General features: G+C 67.1%; 20 protein-coding genes. 15 read left to right on the top strand and 5 right to left on the bottom strand.

Features of this window, described 5'->3' with window-relative positions:
* Nucleotides 1-8: 8 nt before the first annotated feature.
* The 12 genes from HDC94_RS10670 to HDC94_RS10615 all read left to right on the top strand — a co-directional run bounded on the left by HDC94_RS10670 (nt 9) and on the right by HDC94_RS10615 (nt 12,845).
* Nucleotides 9-737: a 16S rRNA (uracil(1498)-N(3))-methyltransferase gene (locus HDC94_RS10670; RefSeq protein ID WP_179497399.1), complete on the top strand. Its 729-nt coding sequence runs from the start codon at nt 9-11 to the stop codon at nt 735-737.
* A 50-nt stretch (nt 738-787) separates the two neighbouring features.
* The gene (locus HDC94_RS10665) at nt 788-1,138 is read left to right on the top strand and encodes a histidine triad nucleotide-binding protein (protein ID WP_179497396.1); all 351 of its coding nucleotides are present in this window, start codon (nt 788-790) and stop codon (nt 1,136-1,138) included.
* 52 nt (nt 1,139-1,190) lie between these two features.
* Entirely contained in the window at nt 1,191-2,168 is a 978-nt protein-coding gene (locus HDC94_RS10660; protein ID WP_179499029.1) for a PhoH family protein, read from the top strand.
* Nucleotides 2,169-2,172: 4 nt separating this feature from the next.
* Nucleotides 2,173-2,634 (top strand): rRNA maturation RNase YbeY, encoded by a 462-nt coding sequence (gene ybeY / locus HDC94_RS10655; protein WP_179497394.1) that lies wholly within the window; start codon nt 2,173-2,175, stop codon nt 2,632-2,634.
* A 6-nt stretch (nt 2,635-2,640) separates the two neighbouring features.
* Nucleotides 2,641-3,939: a hemolysin family protein gene (locus HDC94_RS10650; protein WP_179497392.1), complete on the top strand. Its 1,299-nt coding sequence runs from the start codon at nt 2,641-2,643 to the stop codon at nt 3,937-3,939.
* Entirely contained in the window at nt 3,939-4,832 is an 894-nt protein-coding gene (era, locus tag HDC94_RS10645) for a GTPase Era (protein ID WP_179497390.1), read from the top strand. The genes HDC94_RS10650 and era overlap by 1 nt, the downstream gene beginning before the upstream one ends.
* Nucleotides 4,833-5,238: 406 nt before the next feature.
* Nucleotides 5,239-5,790, top strand: coding sequence for an endonuclease domain-containing protein (locus HDC94_RS14800; protein ID WP_179497388.1), 552 nt, complete (start codon nt 5,239-5,241; stop codon nt 5,788-5,790).
* Nucleotides 5,791-5,968: 178 nt separating this feature from the next.
* Nucleotides 5,969-7,123 (top strand): sensor histidine kinase, encoded by a 1,155-nt coding sequence (locus tag HDC94_RS10635; protein ID WP_179497385.1) that lies wholly within the window; start codon nt 5,969-5,971, stop codon nt 7,121-7,123.
* Nucleotides 7,120-7,770: a response regulator transcription factor gene (locus HDC94_RS10630; RefSeq protein ID WP_179497383.1), complete on the top strand. Its 651-nt coding sequence runs from the start codon at nt 7,120-7,122 to the stop codon at nt 7,768-7,770. The genes HDC94_RS10635 and HDC94_RS10630 overlap by 4 nt, the downstream gene beginning before the upstream one ends.
* Before the next feature lie 75 nt (nt 7,771-7,845).
* Nucleotides 7,846-8,607: an ABC transporter ATP-binding protein gene (locus HDC94_RS10625; RefSeq protein ID WP_179497381.1), complete on the top strand. Its 762-nt coding sequence runs from the start codon at nt 7,846-7,848 to the stop codon at nt 8,605-8,607.
* Nucleotides 8,604-9,986, top strand: a complete 1,383-nt coding sequence (locus tag HDC94_RS10620; RefSeq protein WP_179497379.1) for an FtsX family ABC transporter permease — start codon at nt 8,604-8,606, stop codon at nt 9,984-9,986. Before HDC94_RS10625 ends, HDC94_RS10620 begins: the two co-directional genes overlap by 4 nt.
* A gap of 30 nt (nt 9,987-10,016) precedes the next feature.
* Nucleotides 10,017-12,845, top strand: a complete 2,829-nt coding sequence (locus tag HDC94_RS10615; protein ID WP_179497377.1) for an AAA family ATPase — start codon at nt 10,017-10,019, stop codon at nt 12,843-12,845.
* Nucleotides 12,846-12,854: 9 nt separating this feature from the next.
* Here the strand turns inward: HDC94_RS10615 and HDC94_RS10610 are convergent, their stop codons facing one another.
* Both HDC94_RS10610 and HDC94_RS10605 read right to left on the bottom strand, forming a co-directional pair.
* On the bottom strand, nt 12,855-13,625 hold the full coding sequence (locus HDC94_RS10610) for an ABC transporter permease (protein ID WP_179497375.1): 771 nt from the start codon (nt 13,623-13,625) through the stop codon (nt 12,855-12,857).
* On the bottom strand, nt 13,622-14,575 hold the full coding sequence (locus tag HDC94_RS10605) for an ATP-binding cassette domain-containing protein (RefSeq protein WP_179497373.1): 954 nt from the start codon (nt 14,573-14,575) through the stop codon (nt 13,622-13,624). The genes HDC94_RS10610 and HDC94_RS10605 overlap by 4 nt, the downstream gene beginning before the upstream one ends.
* Nucleotides 14,576-14,813: 238 nt before the next feature.
* Between HDC94_RS10605 and leuA the strand changes: the two genes are divergently transcribed.
* Nucleotides 14,814-16,580 (top strand): 2-isopropylmalate synthase, encoded by a 1,767-nt coding sequence (gene leuA, locus HDC94_RS10600; RefSeq protein ID WP_179497371.1) that lies wholly within the window; start codon nt 14,814-14,816, stop codon nt 16,578-16,580.
* Here the strand turns inward: leuA and HDC94_RS10595 are convergent.
* From HDC94_RS10595 to HDC94_RS10585, 3 genes are read right to left on the bottom strand one after another with little or no spacing between them, the layout of a single operon-like run.
* Entirely contained in the window at nt 16,577-17,263 is a 687-nt protein-coding gene (locus tag HDC94_RS10595; protein WP_179497369.1) for a trimeric intracellular cation channel family protein, read from the bottom strand. The two genes, leuA and HDC94_RS10595, sit on opposite strands and share 4 nt — an antisense overlap.
* Complete coding sequence (locus tag HDC94_RS10590) at nt 17,260-18,012, bottom strand: SDR family oxidoreductase (protein ID WP_179497367.1); 753 nt, start codon at nt 18,010-18,012, stop codon at nt 17,260-17,262. Before HDC94_RS10590 ends, HDC94_RS10595 begins: the two co-directional genes overlap by 4 nt.
* Nucleotides 18,013-18,054: 42 nt before the next feature.
* Nucleotides 18,055-18,924, bottom strand: a complete 870-nt coding sequence (locus HDC94_RS10585; RefSeq protein ID WP_308495702.1) for an RNA polymerase sigma-70 factor — start codon at nt 18,922-18,924, stop codon at nt 18,055-18,057.
* A gap of 96 nt (nt 18,925-19,020) precedes the next feature.
* Between HDC94_RS10585 and recO the strand changes: the two genes are divergently transcribed.
* Nucleotides 19,021-19,749, top strand: a complete 729-nt coding sequence (gene recO, locus HDC94_RS10580; RefSeq protein ID WP_179497363.1) for a DNA repair protein RecO — start codon at nt 19,021-19,023, stop codon at nt 19,747-19,749.
* Complete coding sequence (locus tag HDC94_RS10575; RefSeq protein ID WP_179497361.1) at nt 19,746-20,543, top strand: isoprenyl transferase; 798 nt, start codon at nt 19,746-19,748, stop codon at nt 20,541-20,543. Before recO ends, HDC94_RS10575 begins: the two co-directional genes overlap by 4 nt.
* The last annotated feature ends 44 nt before the right edge of the window (nt 20,544-20,587 follow it).

Here is a 20,587-nt window from a genome sequence, read left to right as displayed (position 1 = left end):
GTTCTGACGTGGCGCACTTCTACCTGGATGAGGCACTCACGCCTCCCCAGGTCGGGGAGCGCGTCTCGCTCTCCGGATCAGAGGCTCGTCACGCCGTGACCGTCAGCCGCCAGTCGGCTGGCGAGTCGATCAGCGTGGGCAACGGAGCAGGTCTCGTTGTGACAGGCACGATCGAGAGCGCCCAGCCCGCCGAGTTGGTGCTCGTGGTCGAGGAGGTCTCGGAGCACCCGAGGCGGGAGCCCGCGATCTTCCTCGCCCAGGCGCTCGCGAAGGGCGATCGCGATGAGCTCGCGGTACAGGCGGCGACCGAACTCGGCGTGGATGGCGTCATCCCGTGGCAGGCCTCCCGCAGCATCTCGCGCTGGGAGGGCGCCAAGGTCGCGAAGGGCCGTGATCGCTGGACTGCCATCGTTCGGGAGGCCAGCAAGCAGTCCCTCCGCGCGTGGGTACCGGACGTGCTCGACATTGCCACGACCCGCCAGCTCGCCGCCTTCGCCTCGGGGGCACGGATGCTCGTGCTCGAGCCCACCGCTGAAACGGCCCTGGGTTCCCTCGACTTCGATGGCCGGGACCTGATCCTTGTCGTGGGACCGGAGGGCGGAATCTCGCCGCAGGAGCGCGAGGTTCTCGAGAATGCCGGCGCCGAATCGGTGCGGCTCGGCACCGAGGTGCTCCGCACGTCGACAGCGGGACCCGCCGCCCTGGGCGCACTCAACGTCCTCCTCGGTCGTTGGTGATCGCGGTCACCCCCGGTGTGAAGTCCGAGCCCGCCATTAAGCTTGAGGGTATGACCGAATCACCCTCGATCTTCACTCGCATCGTCGACCGGGAGATCCCTGCCGACATCGTGTTCGAGAGCGACGATGTCATCGCGTTCCGCGACATCGCCCCCAAGGCGCCCGTGCACATCCTCGTTGTGCCCAAGACGGCCGAGTACGCGAACGTCACCGAGCTCGCCGCCGGTGACCCCGCACTGCTGGCGACGATCGTCAGCGTTGCCCAGAACCTCGCCGACGAGTACGCCGGCGGCGAGTACCGTTTGATCTTCAACACCGGCCAGGCCGCTGGCCAGACTGTTTTCCACGTCCACGCCCACGTGCTGGGTGGCGGGCTCGAGGAAGGAACCCTTGCCCAGTAGCGAAGTGCCAGACAACGACTATCGAGTCGAGATCGAGGTCGACGGGGTCGCAATGGTGCGATTGCTCGGCCCTCAGGACCGCCTGTTGTCGACCATCGAAGGCCAGTACCCGGGCGTCGACGTGCTCGTGCGCGGCAACCACATCACCCTCTCCGGCGACCCGGCGAAGGTGGATGCAGCGCGCGCCCTCGTCGACGAACTCGTGCAGATGGTGCGAGGCGGGCAGGATCTCGGGCCGGTCGAGGTGACCTCGTCGGCTCGCATCCTCGACTCGAAGTCGGGGAGCCCTGCGGAGCTGTTGAGCCAGGCGATCCTGACGAGTCGGGGCAAGAGCATCCGACCGAAGACGCTCGGCCAGAAGGAGTACGTCGACGCGATCGACGAGAACACGATCGTGTTCGGGATCGGTCCGGCCGGAACCGGTAAGACGTACCTGGCGATGGCAAAGGCCGTGCAGGCGCTGCAGCGCAAGGAGGTCGACCGCATCATCCTGAGCCGTCCCGCCATCGAGGCGGGCGAGCGACTCGGATTCCTGCCCGGCTCGCTCACCGACAAGATCGACCCCTACCTCCGACCGCTGTACGACGCGCTCAACGAGATGATGGACCCGGAGCTGGTTCCCAAGCTCCTCGCGAGCGGGACCGTCGAGGTCGCTCCGCTCGCCTACATGCGCGGTCGTACCCTCAACAACTCATTCATCGTGCTGGATGAGGCGCAGAACACCACGCCAGAGCAGATGAAGATGTTCCTCACCCGCCTCGGGTTCGGCTCCAAGATGGTCGTCACCGGCGACATCACCCAGGTGGACCTGCCCGCAGGTGCGAGCGGTCTGCAGCTCGTGACGAAGGTGCTGTCGTCCATCGACGACATCCACTTCGCGCGACTCACGAGCGCCGACGTCGTGCGCCATACGCTCGTCGGCCAGATTGTCGACGCGTACACCGCGTACGACGCGGAGAAGCAGCTCGAGAAGTTCCGCCGCAACGAGAACCGTGACAAGGGCCAGAACGGCCGAAAGGGCCCGAGGTAGCAGCGTGTCGATTGAGATCAACAACGAGTCCGGCCTTGAGGTTGACGAGCAGGCGATCCAGCGCCTCGCCGTCTTCGCGCTCGACCAGATGCACGTGCATCCCGACGCCGACCTGGCGATCCTCTTCGTCGACGAGGCCGCCATGGAGCAGCTCCACGTGCAGTGGATGGACGAGCCGGGTCCGACAGACGTGCTGAGCTTCCCGATGGACGAGCTGCGCCCCGGTTCCGACGACAACCCGACCCCGGCGGGCCTCCTCGGCGACATCGTCGTGTGCCCGCAGGTCGCGATCGCCCAGGCGGAGGCCGCAGGCCACTCACCGCTCGAGGAGATGCTCCTGCTGACGACCCACGGCATCCTTCACCTGCTGGGGTTCGACCACGCCGAGCCCGAGGAGGAACGCGAGATGTTCGGCATCCAGCGCGACATTCTGGTCGGTTTCGCGCTCGAAGAACGACGACGGTAGTCGCCCATGATGATCGGAATCTTCATCGGGGTGGCGGTCCTGCTCGTCGTCTTCGGTGGCCTCCTCGCTGCGGCTGACGCGGCGCTCGGAGTTCTGAGCCGGTCGGACCTCGTGGACATCGCCGCAACGAGCCGATCGAAGCGATCCCTCATCGCGATCGCCCAGGACCCCGGGGCCCACATCAATGCGTTGAACTTCATGCGCGTGGTGTCCGAGACCACGGCCGCGGTACTCGTCACACTCGCCTTCGCGACGACGTTCGACTGGTGGTGGGCTCTCCTGCTGAGTGCCGGCATCATGACCGCGACATCCTTCGTGCTCGTCGGTTCGAGCCCTCGCAGTGTCGGTCGCGCTCACGCCCGCCCCATCATCCGCTTTGCCGCGCCCATTGTGCGTGCCATTCGTGTGTCGCTCGGACCACTCGCGGCTGCTCTTGTCGCCATCGGCAACCGCGTCACGCCGGGGCGCCCCCGCACGGCCAGTTTCTCGAGCGAGGAGCAGCTCCTGAGCATGGTGGACGAGGCGACCGAGCTCGAGGTGATCGAGGAGGACGACCGCGAGCTCATCCACTCCATCTTCGAGTTCAGCGACACCGTCGTGCGCGAGGTCATGGTGCCCCGCACCGACATGGTCACGATCCCGGGGGAGGCGTCCACTGACTCGGCGATGACCCTGTTCCTCTCCAAGGGGGTCTCGCGGATTCCCGTCATCGGCGAGGACATCGACGAGGTCCTCGGCGTGCTCTACCTCAAGGACGTCACGCGTGTGGTCTTCGAGCGCACCCTGGATGCCGCGACCCTCACGGCCGCGTCCCTGGCGCGCCCGGCCGTCTTCGTTCCCGAGTCGCAGAAGGCCGACAGTCTGCTGCGCCAGCTGCAGCTCGAGTCGACGCATCTCGCCATGGTCGTCGACGAGTACGGCGGAATCGCGGGCCTCGTGACTCTCGAGGATCTCATCGAGGAGCTCGTCGGCGACATCTCCGACGAGTACGACCGAGACGTCGTGGAGATCGATGACCTCGGTGGTGGACGGTACCGCGTGAGTGCTCGCCTGCCCATCGACGAGCTCGGCGATCTCTTCGGCATCGAGCTGGAGGACGACGAGGTCGACTCCGCCGGCGGCCTCCTCACCAAGGCGCTCGGCCGTCTGCCCGACAAGGGATCGTCCGCCGCCCATTCGGGCCTCGTGCTCACAGCAGACCGCACCGAGGGACGCCGGCGCCGCCTCACCACCGTTCTGGTGGAGCGGGACCAGGCTCTCATCGAGGCGGAATCCGCCTTCGCGGAACCGGACAAGGAGAAGTAATGGCAGAGCCATACCGGGCAGGGTTCGTGACGTTCGTCGGGCGTCCGAACGTGGGCAAGTCGACGCTCACGAACGCGCTGGTCGGCGAGAAGGTCGCGATCACCTCGTCCAAGCCGCAGACCACTCGCCGTGCCATCCGCGGCATCGTCCACGCGTCGACCGGACAACTCGTCATCGTCGACACCCCGGGGATGCATCGTCCGCGCACGCTTCTCGGCGAGCGCCTCAACAGCATCGTCATCGACACCCTCGGTGAGGTGGACGTCATTGGCTTCTGCGTCCCTGCGGACGACAGGATCGGGCCCGGTGACCGGTACATCAACGAGCAGCTCGACGCGTTTCCGAAGGCACGCAAGGTGGCGATCGTTACGAAGGTCGACGTCGTGAACCCCACCCGCATCGCCGAACAACTCCTCGCCGTGAGTGAGCTTCGCGAGTGGGACCAGGTGATCCCGATCTCCTCCCTCGAGGACGTGCAGCTCGACATCCTGGTCAGGGAACTGATCGCTCTCATGCCGGAGTCGCCCCCGCTGTATCCGGATGATGCCGTGACCGACGAGTCGGAGCAGGCGCGCATCTCCGAGCTCATCCGCGAGGCAACACTCGAGGGTGTGCAGGACGAACTGCCCCACTCGATCGCGGTCACGATCGATGAGATGACCGAGCGCGACGACAAGGACCTGCTCGACATCTACGCGAACATCTTCGTCGAGCGCGACAGTCAGAAGGGCATCATCATCGGCAAGGGGGGCGAGAGGCTGCAGGATGTCGGCTCCCGTGCCCGCGTCGAGATCGAGCGCCTGCTCGGCCGCCAGGTCTATCTCTCCTTGCGCGTGAAGGTTGCCAAGGAGTGGCAGCGCGACGCGAAACAACTCGGTCGGCTGGGGTTCTGACCCCCTCAGCCCCTAAACCCCCGCGAAAAGCCACCTTCCAGCCACAGTGCGGTAGTTGTCGTCAACAGGTGGCTTCTCGCGCAGGTTGTGCACGAGTGGGCGTGAGTTGCGCACGCGACGGTGGTGCACGACGGATGCTCGGCACGTGCCCAGGAACAAGGCGAGTGCGCCCTTCCGCGGTGTTCGCACCGCGCGTGAACCCCGAAACCAGCGAGAACGGATCGACGCCTACGCTCCACTACTGCGTGAGGGGCACGCGATCAGTCACGTGTCGGCAGCAGTGCTATGGGGAATGTGGCTGCCTCCGTGGTGCGAATTCGCGCGCGAGGTGGATGTCACCAGCGTCGGCTCCACCCGACCGGCGCGCATGAGGGGAGTGAACGGTCACCACGCTGATGAGGGCACAGTGACGATTGTGGAGCGCGCTGGCCTTCCCGTCACGGCACCCCTCGATGCCTTTCGTGCTCTTTCAACTCGACTCTCGGTCTGGGAACTCGTGGCCGCGGGCGACAGCCTGGTGCGGCGCGTTGACCCGCTCCTCACGATGGTCGAACTGGAGAGAGCCATCGGACGCCATGCCGGTAACCGCGGCAATCGCGCGTTGCGGGTTGCGCTGCCCCTCGTGAGGACGGGATGCGATTCGGCGCGTGAGACCCTGTTGCGACTCATCCTCGTCTCAGGGGGACTTCCCGAGCCAGCCGTGAACCCAATCGTGTCGCTGCCCGGGGAGCGCTTGAGGCTCGGTGATCTCGTGTACGAGTCATGGAAGGTCATCGTGGAGTATGACGGCCGACATCACCTCACCGATGAGCAGGTGTCTGCAGACATCCTTCGCCTCGAGCAACTCACGAGAGCTGGTTGGACTGTGGTGAGAGTCGTCAACCGTCACCTCGACGACCACCACAGCATCGTCAGGCGTGTTGGATCAGCGCTCAGGTCGGCCGGGTGGCGCCCCTAAACCCCCGCGAAAAGCCACTTGTGCCCCCGAATTCGGGCCAACCGGTCTTTATGTGGCTTCTCGCGGGGGTTTAGGGGAGCGGCCGGGAGACGGAGCCGCGTACATCTGGAGGATGATGTTCGGCTCCGTGAGGAGGAGAAAGCGGCCGAATTGGGGCGTGCGCGCCTACCGTGGAGGGATGTTCCGTCCCCTGACCTCGGCGCAACTCGCGGTCGACATCGTCGTCGCGACGCTCTGCGTGCTGATCCGTTCCATCTTGCCGTTCGATTCCGTGGCGGGCTGGATCATGCTCCTCGCGATGGGTGGGGCCCTCGCGATCCGACGGCTGTCTCCCGGTCTCGCGTTGGCGGTCGCGTGGTTCGGTGCGCTCCTGCAGATGAGCGCGCTGCTGTCCCCGGATGCCGCGAACCTCGCGATCCTCGCGGTGCTCTACTCGACCGCCCGCTACGGAAGTCCGCGGGTGAAGTGGCTGGGCCTCGCCTCCGCGATCGTGGGCGCGTTCGTCGCCACGATGTACTTCCTGCTCACGGGCTTCGTCGGCAGCAGCGGGTCGTTTCTCGCTCTCGTGCCCCAGCTCACCTTTGCCGGCATATTCTCGCTCGGCGCGTCGCTGGCCGTGCTCGGTCTCAGCTGGACGGCGGGCCTCCTGGCACGAACCTGGCGCAACGCGCGCGAGAGCAGTGCGTTGCAGGCGGTCGCCGAGCGGGAGGTGGTCATTGAGCAGGAGCGCCACCGGATCGCCCGCGATATGCACGATGTTGTCGCGCACTCTCTCGCCGTGGTGATTGCCCAGGCCGACGGCGCACGGTATGCGCGAGCTGCAGACCCGGAGGCGGTGGATGGAGCGCTCGTCACCATCTCCACGACTGCCCGCGAGGCCCTCGCCGACGTGCGGTTGCTGCTGGGCCAGCTGCGCCAGGAGCAGGGTGACGGACCGCAACCCGTGCTCGGCGACCTCGATGCCCTCGTGACCCAGTTGCGCGCATCCGGGCTCGACGTCGAGGTGGTGCGTGAGCACGAACTCCCTCCGCTTCCCACGAGCCACCAGCTCGCGATCTACCGCATCGCGCAGGAGGCCCTCACCAACGCCCTCCGCCACGGGGATGCCGCGGCCAGGGTTCACTTCGAGCTGACGAGCACCGGCACCGACGTGACGCTCCTCGTCTCCAGCCGTCTCCGTGACGAGCGCCCCACCGAGATCGTCGACGGCCACGGCCTCACCGGCATGCGCGAACGCGCACTCCTCGTGGGAGGCACCCTCACAGCAGCGCCCGAGGGCGATCGATTCGTCGTTCGTGCCATCGTTCCCGTGCGCGCAGTGGTGGCACCGTGAGCCCGATCCGTGTCGCACTCGTCGACGACCAGGCGCTGTTCCGCGCGGGCATCCGCATGCTCGTCTCATCCCAGCCCGATCTCGCCTTCGTGGGTGAGGCGGGCGACGGGCGGGAGGGCATCATCATGGCGGCCGAGGTCAGGCCCGACGTCATCCTCATGGATATCCGGATGCCCGTACTCGACGGCATCGAGGCAACGCGCGGAATCCTCGCCCAGTCTGAGGGCCGTCGCCAGCCGCGCGTCATCGTGCTCACCACCTTCGACCTCGACGAAGCCGCCGCCCGTGCCATCCGAGCCGGTGCGAGCGGGTTCCTCCTCAAGGACACCGACCCGGAGTTCCTGCTCGCCGCGATCCGGACGGTCCATGCCGGCACCTCGGTCGTCGCGGCCACCGCAACCCGGGAGCTCTTCGAGCATTTCGGGGAGGAAGCGCAGCCCGTACCGCCCGCGTTCAAGGCCCTCACCGACCGCGAGCGGGAGATTTTCGCCCTCGCCGCTCGCGGGCTCAGCAACTCGGAGATCGCGAAGGCAGAGTTCCTCAGTGAGGCGACCGTGAAGACGCACGTGAGTCGCATCCTCGGCAAGCTCGGCCTGCGCGACAGGGTTCAGCTCGTCGTCTTCGCCTACGAGCATCGTCTGGTCTGAATCATCCGATCGGATGACGCGGCGACCCCCTGCGGCCGACGACCCCTGAGGGTTGCGGTTCCTAGCGTGGACACCATGAACATCACGCCATCAGAACTGGGCCTCGTGGCCCGCGTCGCCTCGCTCAGCAAGCACTACGGTTCAGGCTCCACCCGCGTCACGGCTCTCGATGGAGTGTCTGTGGGGATCAGGAGGGGCCAGTTCACCGCCATCATGGGCCCGAGTGGTTCGGGTAAGTCCACGCTCATGCACATCATGGCGGGTCTCGATTCCGCCACGGAGGGTCAGGTGTGGCTGGGGGACACCGAGATCACGCGGTTGGGGGACTCCGAACTCACGATGATCCGCCGCCGCCGGGTGGGCTTCGTCTTCCAGTCGTTCAACCTCGTGCCGACGCTCGACATCGAGGGGAACATCCTGCTGCCGTTCGAACTCGACGGCCGCCGCCCGACAACCCAGGAACGGGAGTGGATCGACACCCTCGTCGACTCGCTGGGTCTTCGTGACAGACTGCGCCACCGGCCCTACGAGCTCTCGGGCGGCCAGCAGCAGCGCGTCGCGATCGCTCGCGCTCTGGGGTCGCGCCCCGAACTCGTCTTCGCCGATGAGCCGACCGGCAACCTCGATTCGCGTACCGGTCGCGAGGTGCTCTCGCTCCTGGCCACCTCCGCGTCGACCTACGGCCAGTCGATCGCGATGGTCACTCACGACCCGGTCGCGGCGAGCTTCGCCGACCGCATCCTGTTCCTCGCCGACGGTCGCATCGTCGAGGACCGTCCCCGCTCGACCGCTGCCGAGATCAGCGAGCTCATGATCGGCATGGAGGCGCGCGCATGAACCGCTTCCGCTGGCGCGAGCACCGCCCGAGCATCCTCGTCGCCGTCCTGAGCTCCGCCTTCGGTGTCGCTCTCCTGCAGGTGACGGGCAATCTGGCCGTGATCATCGGCGCGGATGACACGACAGGATCGAGCGCCACGGTGGCTGTCATGCTCGCCATCGTCGCCCTCGTGTTCATCGTGATCTCGACCTACGTCGGGTCGGTGGTGACCGCCAACACGTTCTCGACGATCATTGCGGGGCGCACCCGCACGATCGCCCTCCTGAGGCTTGTCGGAGCGTCGGCCCACACCCTGCGCCGCGGCGTCGCGAAGGAGGGCCTCATCGTCGGCCTCATCGGCGCTGCACTCGGGATCGTCGTCGGCACGGCACTGTCTGGTTCCCTCGTGCTGGTCGGCGTCACGACCGACACCATTCCCGCGCTCGGGTACCGCTTCGCCGACCCTGTCCTGCTGGTACCCATCGTGGCCGTGGTGCTCACGACCTGGCTTGCCTCTTGGGTGGGAGCCCGTCGCGTTCTCCACGTCACGCCCATGCAGGCGACGGGCGCCTCGGTCGAGTCGAGGGCAGAGGATGTCTCGGCCCGCCGTGGCCGCAACGTCACTGCCGTCGTGCTCTTCGCTATCGGCACGCTGATCCTCGCGGCGTCCGTTGCCCTCGGATTCATCAACCCGGCCGCCGTACTCGTGGGCGTGGTCGGTGGCATCCTCTCGTTCACCGGAGTGATCCTCGGCGCTCCGCTCGTGATGCCGGCGGCGCTCCGGCTCGTCGGCCGCCTGTTCAGTCGTTCCGCCGCGGGGCGGCTCGCCGCGGAGAACGCGGTGCGCTACCCGGAGCGCAGTGCCAGGACGACGATCGGTCTCGTGATCGGAGTCACGCTCGTCACAATGTTCGCGGTTGCCGCAGCGACGTTCCAGCAGCTGCTCAGGCCCCTGTCGGATGCCGCTGACCTCGACCAGCTCATGGCGGTCATCGTCGGGATCTTCTCAGTGCTCATCGGCTTCAGTGCCCTGATCGCGGCCGTCGGCATGGTCAACAACCTCTCGCTGAGCGTGCTCCAGCGCACTCGTGAACTCGGCCTCCTGCGCGCGCTCGGATTCACCAACGCCCAGTTGCGCAGCATGGTCCGGGTCGAGGCGGCTCAACTCACGATCGCCGCCATGCTCGTGGGGCTTGTGCTGGGCACCGGTTACGGGTGGGTGGGGGCGCAGTCACTTCTCGGTGCGATGCCGGGCGCGAGTCTGATGCTCCCGGTCATTCCGTGGTGGCTCGTCGCTGTCGTAGTGGGTGCAGGCGCCGTGCTCACGGTCGCGGCATCCGTCGCCCCCACCCGGCGAGCGACGTCGATCGCACCGGTCGTTGCCCTCGCTGTGGAGTAGGGGTCACGCGGTCCGCCTAGAGTTGCTCCCGTGAAGGTCGGGCTCCTGGGCGGACTGCGTGTCGAGCACGAAGGTCGCTCGGTCGCGGTGAACGGCACCATGCAGGTGGCCGTGCTCTTCCGCCTTGCGATCGACGCGGGGTCGGCGGTGAGCTACCGATCGATCGCGGAGGACATCTGGGCGGGGGATGCCCCGGAGAACACCCGCGGCGCGCTCCAGTCGATCGTCTCCCGGCTGCGCACTCAACTCCCACCCGACGTCATCGAGTCCACCCCCGGCGGGTACCGCATCGCGCTCGCGCGAGCGGACGTCGACGCCCTCGCCTTCTCCGACCTTGTGGCCGAGGCGGCCGCGGCCACGGGTGACGCTGCCACCGTGCTTGCGACCAGGGCCCTCGGGCTGTGGCGCGGCGAGCCGTGGATCCCGTCCGACAACTTCGACTGGTTCGTGCGCGACCTGCTGAAGGATCGCTCCGACGCGCTGGCCCTGGGCGGCATCGCTCGTGTGGAGGCCTCAGGCTCCTCGATCCCCGCCCCGCTGACGGCGCTTGTCGGGCGCGAGATCGAGCTCGAGACCGTGTCGCTCCAACTCGGCCAGAGCAGGCTCGTCACGATCATCGGGACCGGTGGTGCGGGAAAGACCCGCCTCGCAGTCGAGGCCGCTCGATCCCGCCCGGGTGCGGTCCTGGTGGAACTCGCACCGGTCGGGCCCACCGAGCTGTACGCGGCAGTGCTGGCCGCAACGGGACGCGAGATCCGGACCTCGGAGACCTCGTCGGAGATCGTGGACACGCGCACCCGGGTGATCGAGGGACTCACGGGGCGAGAGGTGCTTGTTGTGCTCGACAACTGCGAGCACGTGATCGACCGTGCGGCCGCTCTCGCCGCAGACCTCCTTGGGGCCTTACCCCAGCTGTGCATCATCGCCACCAGTCGCGAACCGCTCGGTGTGCCGGGCGAGGCGTTCGTCGCGGTGGGTTCGCTCGCCCGAGACCGCGCCATCGAACTGTTCACGCAGCGGGCGATCTCGGCCACCGCAGGCGAGTTCTCGGAGGGTGACCTCGAGGTGGCCGGCCGCATCTGCGAACGTCTCGATGGTCTGCCGCTCGCGATCGAGTTGGCCGCCGCCCGACTGCGCACGATGTCGCTCGACGAGGTCCTGTCGGGGCTCGACGACCGTTTCGCACTCCTCACGGGTGGGTTCCGCACAGCCATGCCGCGGCATCAGACCCTCCGGGCGATGATCGACTGGAGCTGGAGCCTTCTCTCCGAGGAGGAGCAGCACGTGCTCGCGGGCTTTGCGGTGTACCCGGCGGGGGCGGATGCCGCGGACGCAGCGCTGCTCGCTCGATCGATGGGGGTGGCATCCGCTGGTGTGTTCGATTCGCTCGTAGACCGCTCGCTCCTGCAACGGAACAAGGGCCGGTATCGCCAGCTGGAGACGATCCGGGAGTACGGCATCGAGCGTCTCGCCGAGGCTGGCCTGCTCGCCCTGGCCCGGGAACGACAGGTGCACGTCATGGTGGAGAGCGCCGCGCGACACGATGCGCGCTTGCGCGGCCCCGAGATCCACGACGCGATCGCCTGGTTCGACGCGGAGGAAGACAACATCGCGGGAGCACTGCGCTTCGCCACCGAGTCGCGGATGGCAGAGGAAGCCGTCGCCCTTGCGGTGTCCTGTTTCTGGTACTGGACGATCCGAGACCGTGAGGCGGACTCGCGCACCTGGATGGCAGCGGTCGGTCCGCTCGCAGCGACGGTCGACACCGATGCTGGGCGACTCATGCATCACGTCTATCCGGTGGTTGTCGCGTTCAACGCGGGCTCGGAGACGGATGCCGACGAGGAGGATGTCGCGCAAGCCATGGCGCTGCTCCCCAGGTTCGAGGTCTCCTCGTCCGCGCCCGACGTCGTACAGCTCGTGATCCCCATCATCGGAGCCTTCTCGAAGGAGGCCGGTTCACCCGGGTGGATGACGCGGGTGGTCGTGCCTCGCGGCGAGGACCTCGGTCTCTCGGAGTGGCCGACGGCCGTCTTGACGGTCGTTCGCGCCTCGATCGCCCAGAACCGGGGGGACGTGCAGTCGCTGGGGGAGGCGTCCCAGGTCGCCGTGGACCAGTTCACCGCCATCGGTGACTGGTGGGGACTCGCGCTCGCGCAGCAGATGCGTTCCGAGTGGTTGTCGGTGAACGGTCGACTCGAGGAGGCCCTGGAGCTGAGCGACGCCTCCACCGAGAACATGCGCCGCATCACCTCCAGCTGGGATCTTGCACAGCAGCGGTCGCTCTCCATCTCCATCCTCACTCGCCTGGGTCGGGTGGAGGAGGCACGGCAGCGTGCGGAAGAACTGCTGGCAGAAGCGGACGCTGGCGGCAACATCCGCACGATCACGCAGGCACTCACGACGGCGATCGCCGCGAACGTGTCGTTTGGTGAGGCCGACGCGGCACGGCGTTATCTCGAACGGTTCGATGCGCTCGCGCCCACCCTGTCGCGGCTGCCTGGCCAATTGCTCGCTTTGGCGGAGTCGGGGCGTGCCGGCGTGGCGCTGCTTGATGGCGACCTCGTCGCGGCGGAGTCCGCGTTGCGCAGCGCCGCCGAGCATGCACTCCACAGCGGAGACCATCCGGTGATCGGCTCGGTGGCGCTGGACTTCGGGATGCTGGCGCTCGCGCGGGGCGACACGAGCGAAGCCGCGCGGGCTCTCGAACTCGCGGTCGCGGTCCTGGGTGCGGAGGATCCGACGGACCCGCGCGTCATCGCCATCGAAGCAGCGGCAGGGCGCAGCGAAACCAGGCGGGTTGGCTTGTCACCAACCCGCCCGGGAGCGCTCGAGGAACTGCGCGGACTCGTGTCCTGACCGGTCCAGCTAGATCTTGCGCCGGTACGCCCACGTCGCGAGGGGGAAGAAGACCCCGACGAGCACGACGCAGGATGCCGCGACCCACAACAGTTCGCCGAGGATCGTGTTGCCCGGCGTCATGTACTCGACGCCCGACAGCAGGCCCCTCATGGCCTCGATCACATGCGTGACCGGGTTGATCGCGACCCAGCCCTGTAGCCAGGTGGGAAGGGTGTCCGCCGGCACGAAGGTCGAGGAACCGAACGTGAGGGGGAACACGATGAGGAACGACAGTCCCTGCACCGCGCCGGAGCTGCGGGCGAGCATCCCGATGAACACCGACACCCAGCACAGGCTCACAGCGAAGACGATGATGAGCGCAACGGCCGCGAGCACATGCCACCAGGGGGTCTGGAACTGGAAGCCGATGATGGCGCCGAATCCGAGCGTCACCGCAATCGCGATGGAGTGCCGCACGACGTCGCCGACGACTGCCCCGAAGAGCGGCGCCGACCGGGCGATGGGAAGCGACCTGAACCGGTCGAACACGCCCTTCTGGATGTCGGTGTTGAGATTGACGCCGATGGTCAGGGACGTGAACATGATCGTCTGGACGACGATGCCCGGCAGCACGAACGGCAGGTAGTTCGCGGTGTCGCCAGCCACGGCCCCGCCGAAGATGAAGACGAAGAGCACCGTCATGATGATCGGCTGCACACTCACGTCGATGAACTGCTCCGGGTTCCGGAACATCTTCGTGACCGTGCGCTTGGCGAGCACGAGAGTGTCGCGGATCATGCCGCTACCTCCTCGTCCTTGGCCACCTGGCCGGTGAGCGCGTAGAAGACCTCGTCGAGGCTCGGTAGACGCAGGGAGAGCTCGGAGACGCCGATCCTCTCGCTCGCGAGCGCAGCCACCACGGTGGTGAGGGCCGAGTCGTCGTCGACGGGAACCGACAGCAGGTCGGGAGCGGGCTGCTCGGGGTTGCGAGTCCCCGCAGCGATCATGAGCTCCCGAACGCGAGGGATGTCACTGGCCAGGCTGGGGCGCACCTCGAGCGTCTGCCCGCCCACCTGCCGCTTGAGCCCCTGCGGGGTGTCGTGGGCGATGACAGAGCCATGGTCGATCACCGTGATCTGGTTGGCGAGGGCATCCGCCTCTTCCAGGTACTGCGTCGTGAGCAGCACCGTCGTTCCCTGTCGCACGAGCACACGCACCATCTCCCACACGTCATCCCGCTTCGCGGGATCCAGGCCCGTCGTGGGCTCGTCGAGGTAGACGACGGCGGGGCGTCCCATGAGGCTCGCGGCGAGGTCGAGTCGCCGGCGCATACCGCCCGAATAGGTTTTGGCGAGCCGCTTCGCGGCATCCGTGAGATCGAACTCCTCGAGGAGTTCGTTGGCCCGGATGCGCGCCTGGGCGGTCGAGAGGTCGAGGAGCTGGCCGATCATCACGAGGTTCTGGATGCCCGTGAGATCCTCGTCGACGCTTGCGTACTGCCCCGTCAGTCCGATTCTCTGGCGCACCTCCTTCGCCTGGTGCACGACGTCGAAGCCCGAGACGCGGGCGGTGCCCCCGTCCGGTCGGAGGAGTGTCGCGAGAATGCGTACCGCGGTCGTCTTGCCCGCCCCGTTCGGTCCGAGGACGCCGAGCACGGTGCCCTCCTCGACCTCCAGGTCGATGCCGGCGAGGGCCTGTGTCTTGCCGAAGTGTTTGGTGAGGCCGTGGGCCTCGATCGTCTTGGTCATGAGGAGAGTGTGTGTCGTGGGCGCTGTCACCGCTCTGTCAGGCGCTGACAGCGGCTGGCAGACGGATGCCTGGGACGGAGCCGTGCGAGCTTGCCCTCGGCAGTGCTACCCTGAAACCGTGTTCGGTCTGCTTCTTCTTAGCTGCCGCGACGGGTCCTAACTTCAGGCCTCACTCGTCGCGGCCTTTGCTGTTTGGTCTGAACCCCCCATCCAGACAACACGAAAAGACACCACGACCATGAAGAACACCCAGCAGCCTTCGGGACTGCCCATCCACCGCTACAAGCCGTACCACGAGACCCTGTCGGTGCATCTGCCCGATCGCACGTGGCCGGACAACCGCATCACCGAGGCTCCGCGCTGGTGCGCAGTTGATCTCCGCGATGGCAACCAGGCACTCATTGACCCGATGAGTCCCGAGCGCAAGCGCATCATGTTCGACCTGCTCGTGCGCATGGGCTACAAGGAGATCGAGGTCGGCTTCCCGTCGGCGAGCCAGACGGACTTCGATTTCGTCCGCGCGCTCATCGAGGAGGATCTGATCCCCGATGACGTGACGATCCAGGTGCTGACACAGGCGCGCGAGGAGCTGATCAACCGCACCTACGAGTCTCTCCGGGGTGCCAAGCGCGCGATCGTGCACCTCTACAACTCGACAAGTGTCCTGCAGCGGGACGTTGTCTTCCGCACCGACAAGCAGGGCATCATCGACATCGCCCTGAACGGCGCCCGACTGTGCCGCGCCGCCGAGGCACTCATCCCGGAGACCGAGGTCTTCTACGAGTACTCGCCGGAGTCCTACACGGGCACCGAGCTCGAGTTCGCGGTTGACGTCTGCAACCAGGTGCTCGAGGTGTTCGAGCCGACCCCCGAGCGTAAGGTCATCATCAACCTGCCCGCGACGGTGGAGATGGCAACACCCAACGTCTACGCCGACTCGATCGAGTGGATGTCGCGGCACCTGAACAACCGCGAGAACGTCATCATCTCGCTGCATCCCCACAACGACCGGGGCACCGCGATCGCCGCTGCAGAGCTGGGCTACCTGGCCGGCGCCGATCGCATCGAAGGATGCCTCTTCGGCAACGGTGAGCGCACCGGCAACGTGGACCTCGTCGCTCTCGGCATCAACCTGTTCACCCAGGGCATCGACCCGCAGATCGACTTCAGCGACCTCGACCAGGTGCGTCGCACTGCCGAGTACGCCAACCAGCTCAAGGTTCACGAGCGCAGCCCCTGGGCAGGCGACCTGGTCTACACGGCTTTCAGTGGTTCGCACCAGGACGCCATCAAGAAGGGCTTCGAGGCGATGGATGCCGCGGCCAAGGCCCAGGGCATCCCCGTCGAGCAGCTCGAATGGGCCGTTCCCTACCTGCCCGTCGACCCGAAGGACCTGGGTCGAGGCTACGAGGCCGTCGTGCGTGTCAATTCGCAGTCCGGCAAGGGCGGAGTCGCCTACCTGCTGAAGACGGACCACGCCCTCGACCTGCCGCGCAAGCTGCAGATCGAGTTCAGCGCCGTGGTGCAGGCGAAGACGGACGCCGAGGGCGGCGAGGTCACGAGCGACGAGATCTGGGAGATCTTCCAGGACGAGTACCTGCCGGCACCCGACCACCGTGCCGAGGACAAGTGGGGTCGCTTCGAGTTGCTCTCCACCCGCACGGCCAGTGAGTTGACCGGCGAGGTCGAGCTCGAGGTCAAGCTGCGTGTCGGCGAGGACGTCTCGGTCGAGACGGGCACGGGCAACGGCCCGATCGCCGCGTTCCTCGGCGTGATGGCCACTCGCGGCATCGACATCACGCTCTACGACTACGTCGAGCACGCGCTGAGCGCCGGTGGGGATGCCCTCGCCGCCGCGTACGTCGAGCTCAACGTCGGTGGCAAGCGCCTGTGGGGTGTCGGAATCGATGCCGACATCTCGACGGCCTCGCTCAAGGCCGTGGTCTCCGCTGTGAACCGTGCCGTGCGCACGGAGGCGGACGACCGGGAGCTCGTGACCGCCTAGTTCTCGAGGCCGCGCTTGGTGGATCTCGGCTTTCGCCGGATCCGCGGCACCGTTGTGATGGCCTTCTGCTCCGGCAGGCTCCAGTTGAACAGCACCGCGAGGATGCGCACGCCGAACGTGATGGCGACGCAGATGATGGCGGCGATGAACACGGGAACCCCGAGCGCGAGAAGCCCGACGAGTGACGCGGATCCGACGACCGCCGCGATCGCGTAGAGCGATCCGACGTGCATGAGTGCGATCGGGCGGTTGAGGAGCAGGTCGCGCAGGATCGAGCCGCCCACGGCCGAGAGGGCACCGAGGAAGACGGCGGGCACCGCGGGGAGCCCGGCGGCGAGGGCCTTCGTCGTGCCGATGGCCGCGAACAGGCCGATCGTGAGGGCGTCGAGCACGTTGACGAGCACGCCGAGCCGTGAGATCAGCCTCTCGAGAAGCATCCCGAGCAGGGCGGCGGCGGTCGCCACGAGCACGTACCAGTTGTTGCTGAACGCTGCAGGTACCTCGGAGAGCAGGATGTCGCGGAGAAAACCACCGCCGAGCCCCGTGGCGATACCGATGATGGCAACGCCCAGAAGGTCCAGTCGCCGGTCGCGGAACTGCGCCGCGAACAGTGCGCCCTGGGTCGCGCCGATACCGACGGCGAGGAGGTCAGCCCACAGCGGGACGATGAAGGCGACGGTCACGCCTCATTCGTACCACGTGCCTCCCTCGCCGCATACGTCTCGAAGGTCTCGCGACCGTATCCGGGGAGTCCCGTCATGTGGCGACCCTCACGGAAGGCGCGGATCGTCTTGCCGAAGAGCGGCATCGTCCACACGGGCTTGCGGGTCCCTGCGTGGCGCTGCCACGTCGCGATCGCGTCCTTCAGCTCCAGTTGCTCCGGGCCCGCGATGTCGGGCACTCGACCGGAGGGGCCTGCCTCGACGAGTTCAGCGAGGCGTGCGGCGACCTCCTCGACCGCGATGGGCTGGTCGGGCGCATCGATCACGATGATCATTGGCAGCTTCCGCTGCAGGTCGATGAACAAGCGGAGGAACTGATGGAACTGGCTCGCGCGCAGGATCGTGAACGGGATGCCCGACTCCTCGATGATCCGTTCGCTCTCGAACTTGGCGCGGTAGTACGAGTAGGGCACAACGTCCACGCCGACGATCGAGATGTACACGAGGTGGGCGACACCGGCGGCCTTCGCGGCCTCGACGACGTTGCGGGTCTGCAGCGGATCCTTGGAGCCGGTGCTTGTCGCCAGATGCAGCACCGTGTCGACGCCGCGGAGGGCATCCGCGAGTCCCGCGCCCGTGGTGACGTCGCCCACCACCCGGCCGTCACCCGAGGTTCGGCTGAGGATGCGCACGTCGTGTCCGGCGGCGCGCAGCAGGTCAACAGTGGGGCGGCCGAGTGTTCCCGTGCCGCCGGTGACGAGGATGGTCATGGTGTCCTTTCGTGGGGTTCACCAGCTATGACCGGGCGCGCCTCACGAATGTGACAGGGCCAACTCGCGGAATCCCTCGAGCTTGTGGGGGTTGAGCATGATCATGACCCGGCGCACCCCGTCCGGCGCGATGTCGACGGTCCAGAGCGCGACGGGCTCGCGGTCACGAACGCCCAGCATGGCGGGCTCACCGTTGGCGATGACCGGGTGCATGACGATGCCCTGCGCGAACTTGTCGATGACGCCGAGAAGCAGCTGCGCCACCCTGTCGCGGCCACCGACGATCCGGCGAGCGGCGCCGACGACCCCTCCGCCGTCGGAGATCGACGACGCGTCGATCGCGAGGGTCCGCTCAAGCTCATTCACGTCACCGGACTGTGCGGCGGCGAGGAACGCGTTCAGAAGCCGTGTTCGCTCCGCACGGCTCACAACAACCCCACGCTCGTGCTCGATGTGCTTGCGGGCCCTGCTCGCGAGTTGGCGGGCGTTCGCGTCACTCGTCTCAAGTACCTCGGCAATGCGGGCATACGGGTAGTCGAAGGCCTCGTGAAGCACGTAGGCGGCTCGCTCGGCCGGCGTGAGACGTTCCAGCAGGAGCAGGACCGCGAGGGAGAGCGCCTCCGCGCGCTCGGCGCCCAGGAGCGGGTCGGCCGACGTGTCGATCGGCTCGGGCAGCCACGGGCCAACGTATGTCTCCCGTCGCGCTCTCGCCGAGTCCAGGGCGTTCAACGACAGCCGGGTGACCACTGTCGCGAGGAAGGCGCCGGGGTTGTCGATCGTCTCGCTCGTGCTGTTCCAGCGCAGCCAGGCATCCTGAACGATGTCCTCTGCCTCGGACACCAAGCCGAGCATTCGGTAGGCGATGCCGAACATGCGCGGACGCTGCTGCTCGAAGACCTCCGTTGACGCCACGGGACCATTCTGCATCGGCGAAGGGCAGGGGAGACATCGTCGACCGGCCGGGCGAGGGATACAGCTGTGCGTCAGCGGTGCGGGGGATACTGGAGTGTGCCGACCTACCGTGATGAAGTTGTCGTGCTGCGCACGCACAAACTGGGCGAGGCCGACCGCATCGTGACGATGCTCTCGCGCCAGCACGGCAAGATCCGCGCGGTGGCCAAGGGCGTGCGTCGCACGGGCTCGCGTTTCGGTTCACGCCTCGAGCCCATGATGGTCGCCGACGTGCAGTGTTACGTCGGCCGTTCGCTCGACATCGTGCAGCAGGCAGAGTCCGCGGGTTCCTACGGTGCCGAGATCGCCGACGACTACGCCGCCTACACTGCCGGCAGCGCGATGGTCGAGACCGCCGACAAGGTCACGGATGACTCCGGTTCCCTGCAGCAGTACCTGCTCCTCGTCGGCGCACTCAGGTCGCTCTCGCGGCGCGAGCACCACCCCTCGCTCACCCTCGATTCGTATCTGCTCCGCTGCCTCTCGATCGCGGGATGGGCCCCGAGCTTCGACGTCTGCGCCGTCACCGGCGCTCCGGGTCCGCACACCGTCTTCGTCGCGCAGCTCGGTGGTGTCGTCGCCGACGAGGTGGCACCCCCCGGCTCCCCGCGACTGGATGCCGCGACCCTCGAGCTCCTCGGCGCTCTGCTCGAGGGCCGCTGGTCCGACGCCGAGGCCGCAACAGAACGTTCCCGTGCTCAGGCGAGCGGGATCGTCGCCGCCTACACCCAGTTCCACCTTGAGCGCACCCTGCGCTCCCTGCCCCACGTGGAGCGCACAGCGTGAAGCCCAAAACGCACAAGGATGCGGTCGACTACGTCCCCGTCGACTGGACCGGCATCTACCCGCCCGACTTCCCGAAGAAGGCGGTGCCCAAGCACGTCGCCATCGTCATGGACGGCAACGGCCGGTGGGCCAACGCGAAGGGCCTCACTCGTGTCGAGGGCCACAAGGCGGGGGAGGCCTCGCTGCTCGACGTGGTCGCCGGTGCCATCCAGGCTGGCGTCAAGTACCTGAGTGTCTACGCGTTCTCCACCGAGAACTGGAGCCGCTCGCCGGACGAGGTTCGGTTCCTCATGGGATTCAACAGGGACGTGCTCCACCGCCGCCGCGACCAGCTCAACGAGTGGGGAGTGCGTGTTCGCTGGGCCGGGCGCACACCCAGGCTCTGGGCATCCGTCATCAAGGAGCTGCAGTTCGCCGAGCGCCTCACCGAGGACAACGACGTGCTCACGCTCACCATGTGCGTCAACTACGGCGGTCGCAACGAGCTCACGGATGCCGTGCAGCGCATCGCCGAGGACGTGAAGGTCGGGCGCCTCAAGCCGTCGGGCATCAGCGAGAAGACCATCCAGAAGCACCTGTACCAGCCGAGCCTTCCCGACGTGGACCTCTTCGTGCGCAGCTCGGGGGAGCAGCGCACGAGCAACTTCATGCTCTGGCAGAGCGCCTATGCCGAGATGGTCTTCCTCGATACCCTGTGGCCCGACTTCAGCCGCCAGGACCTCTGGCACGCGATCGAGCTGTACCAGCAGCGCTCCCGTCGCTTCGGCGGCGCCATCGACGCCCCGAGCGCCTGAAAACCCCCGCGAAAAGCCACTTGTTGCGCTCTCTGGAAGAATCC

Source organism: Leifsonia sp. AK011, assembly GCF_013410945.1.
GTDB lineage: Bacteria > Actinomycetota > Actinomycetes > Actinomycetales > Microbacteriaceae > Rhodoglobus.
This window is presented reverse-complemented; position numbering and strand designations above follow the sequence as displayed.